The 3,058-nt window shown below is 41.0% G+C and carries 3 protein-coding genes; all 3 read left to right on the top strand.

What is annotated here, in order from left to right:
* A partial coding sequence (locus tag AM305_RS12490; RefSeq protein ID WP_005825854.1) for a hypothetical protein occupies positions 1–1,894 on the top strand: 1,894 nt, incomplete at its 5' end.
* 14 nt (positions 1,895–1,908) lie between these two features.
* Positions 1,909–2,535 carry a DUF4376 domain-containing protein gene (locus AM305_RS10405; RefSeq protein ID WP_005825851.1) on the top strand — a complete coding sequence of 209 codons (627 nt, stop codon included), beginning with the start codon at positions 1,909–1,911 and terminating at the stop codon, positions 2,533–2,535.
* Entirely contained in the window at positions 2,528–3,007 is a 480-nt protein-coding gene (locus AM305_RS10400) for a hypothetical protein (protein WP_005825850.1), read from the top strand. The genes AM305_RS10405 and AM305_RS10400 overlap by 8 nt, the downstream gene beginning before the upstream one ends.
* Positions 3,008–3,058 lie beyond the last annotated feature (51 nt).

The raw sequence follows: 3,058 nt of genomic DNA, 5'->3' as shown, positions 1-3,058 counted from the left end.
GTGTTTTGTGGTTGATGGAAATGGGGGACGGTGGAAGAGAATTATTACTGCAACACTTCATGTCGATGATTTTGGCATTAAAGCTCAAGCCAAAGATGTTACCTTTGGGATTCAAACTGCTCTGGATACAGCAGCAAGATTAGGTAAACAGCTTGAATTTGGATTTAATCAGACTTACTACATTTCGTTCATTAATATCCCCGAATACTCACACATAAAAACTAATGGTGCAGTTTTCCGCAAAAATAAAACAGGACATGTCGCAGCTGTAGGCATTTATAGCAATGTCGTGATAGATAGATTGCATGTTAAGACTCAAGGAGCAGAGAACGACAATGGAATTCGAATTAAAGGGTCAAACGTCTCTATTGAGGAACTCATTTGCGAGTCAGACTCAATTGATTCTCAATATGGAATTCATATTCAGTCGGATGATCAAACAAGGTTGGGGCATGTCAGTATTAATCGCATCTCTGTTAAAAATTTTAAAGCAGGTGTTTTAGGGTATAACATAAAAAACTGTGAAATTAATAATATATCTATCGATAGTTATGTTACTGGTGTTTATTTACGAGACGCTAGCCATTGCTATTTTAATGGAGCCAGCATCCACTCCACATCTCCAAGTGCAACAGGAGGGGCAGGTAATAACGGTTTACTCATTGAAAGTACATTGTATAGCGGTAGTGCTAATAACTTGCATTTTAATGATTGGACTGTGAGAGATTCCGCAGAGCATGGTTATCGTATTGGCGGAGGGTTTACGGTGGCAAATGTGTGGTTCAATAGTTGTCAGGCGATAAAACCGGGCAATGCAAATGGGAATACAGCCACAGGAGGGTGTGGATTTAAGGTGCTAGGTGCGACAGGAGTTATAGGGCAAGCCCATCAAAATATCTTCTTTGATAACTGTCACGTAGCAGATGTTAATACTAATGCCCGGGGGCAAGGTAATTTCTGTGGTTTTCTTCTCTCTGTTGTAAAAAATGTTCATGTGTCAAACTCAAGCGTTATAAATAAAGATTTTGAGCATTCTTGCTGGCATGGAATCAGCCTGGAATCTGTAGAGGATGTATTCTTGACTAATAATAATGTGGACAACTGCAGACAACACGCAATCCGCATTGTAGCAAGTACTTACTCAGAATATCCGGGTTGGCACGGTATAGTTAAAAATGTGCAAGTAAGCAATGGATCTTACAGTAATAAATCCGCTGGAAGTCCCGTTATTTATTTTGTCAAAGGGGGTGGTGAGGCTGGCTCAATCAGTCAATTTGTCACAACTGGCGTGCTTATTCGAGGAGGTATTGCAGCAATACGTATCGAGTCTTATTACAACCCTGTGGATAGTTTTTTTGATTTCGATTATGTAGATCCAGTTAAAACCGATGGCGCACCTCCTATTTTAGGTTCTCCAGTCTTATTCAATGTACGGTCAAAATGGTTTGGTAGTTATGGTGCTCCGGCAAGAGATGGCTCTATATTTATTGACACACAAACGGGTGTTACTCGGAAACGCAAAAATAACAACTGGGAAATTGAACGTGATACTAATATTCGTCGGACTACCCTGACTGCATCCCCATTAACCAATGTGGATAGTGCGGAAAGTTTACGGACTAAACACCTAAAAATTGGTGATATCGTACAAGTAAGTGGTTATATTTCTATCAAACCATCTAGTGTTGGGCGGTTATCCGTATTAGTCGATATCCCATTTGCTTCAGATTCGCCGAGCTGGGCTGATTGCGCAGGAGTTTGGAATTCATCTGACGGTGTAATGCATGGATCTATCTCTATGGATACTGCGCAAGGTAAGTTGAAGTTTTCGGGTGTCTCATCAACGACAGAATTAAGGCATTGTTCATTTGTTGCATCTTATTTGTTGCTGTAACTAAGGGAAATGATATGACATATTATTTAGACTTAAATCAACAATCACTTTTAAACGATCAGCTTGATGATATTCCGCGGCAAGCGTTACCAATTAGCGATGAAGAAGCTAAAAAATTATTAGAAGGACTGAAAGCGGGTGGTATCTTGTATCTGAAGGATGATGTTGTAAAAGTAACGCCACCTTGCCCAAGCCAAGCACACGAGTGGGACGGCTCAGGATGGATAATTTTGACAGAAAAACAAACCAGCTTACTAGAATCACAACGCCAACAAGTCCGTGACGCCATCAACGCCTTGCGAGATAGGAAAATCAATGGCGGTGTTTATGTGCCTGCTATCGACAAATGGATTGATACCGATGCCACCGCTGAACGCAATATTTTGTCTGTCAAAGCTACGTTTGACTTATTCGGCGACCAAGAAATTCCGTGGACGTTCGCCGATAATTCCGTTGCGATGATTAATAAAGAAAAATTGTTAGTCATTTGGCAGGTGTTAATGGAAGCCAAGACAGGCAATCACGCTAACGCCTTGAAGCATAAAGCGATGGTGGAGCAAGTAGAAAATCCACTTGAATATGATTATTCGAGTGGGTGGACGCAGACTTATGATGAGTTTGCAGGAGTAGCGAATGGATAAAATCTACCTTGCTTTATATAAAGGCAATGCTAAAAGCTGGCGAGAACGCTTTAAAGATTGGCTGATTCGCAAAGCAACCAAGGGACAATACTCGCATTGCGAGATTGTAATACATAAAAGTCGAATTTTCGACCATTATCACCGAGATGAGTGGTTTGAGTGTTACAGCGCAAGCCCTCGTGATGGGGGCGTGCGTTGCAAAATTATCAATGTATCTGACCGCTCTAAGTGGGATTTAGTTGAGTTATCAAACATCAGTGAGGCACAAATTAAAGCCTATTTTGAGCAAACTAAAGGCAAGAAATATGACCTGTGGGGAGCATTGGGCGTAGTACTTGGCTTTAAGCAACGTGGGGATAAGTTCTTTTGTTCTGAATGGTGCTTTAATGCCATTTTTAATAGCGAACAGGGCTGGCGGTTTAGTCCGAATCAGTTGGCAGTGATTTTAAATAAAAAGGAGATGTTGCAATGATGGAAAAAGAGCAAAATACTGGTAAGCAAGCAAGCAAGCAAGCAAGCAAGC

This window comes from Actinobacillus minor NM305, assembly GCF_000175195.1.
Lineage (GTDB): Bacteria > Pseudomonadota > Gammaproteobacteria > Enterobacterales > Pasteurellaceae > Haemophilus_A > Haemophilus_A minor.
The sequence above is the reverse complement of the archived record's forward strand: the minus strand, read 5'-3'. Positions and strand labels throughout refer to the sequence as shown.

What these genes read in the sequence shown, in the direction of transcription:
- AM305_RS10405 (WP_005825851.1), top strand. Translation starts at nt 1,909, where the DNA reads ATGACATATTATTTAGACTTAAATCAACAATCACTTTTAAACGATCAG.
- AM305_RS10400 (WP_005825850.1), top strand. Translation starts at nt 2,528, where the DNA reads ATGGATAAAATCTACCTTGCTTTATATAAAGGCAATGCTAAAAGCTGG.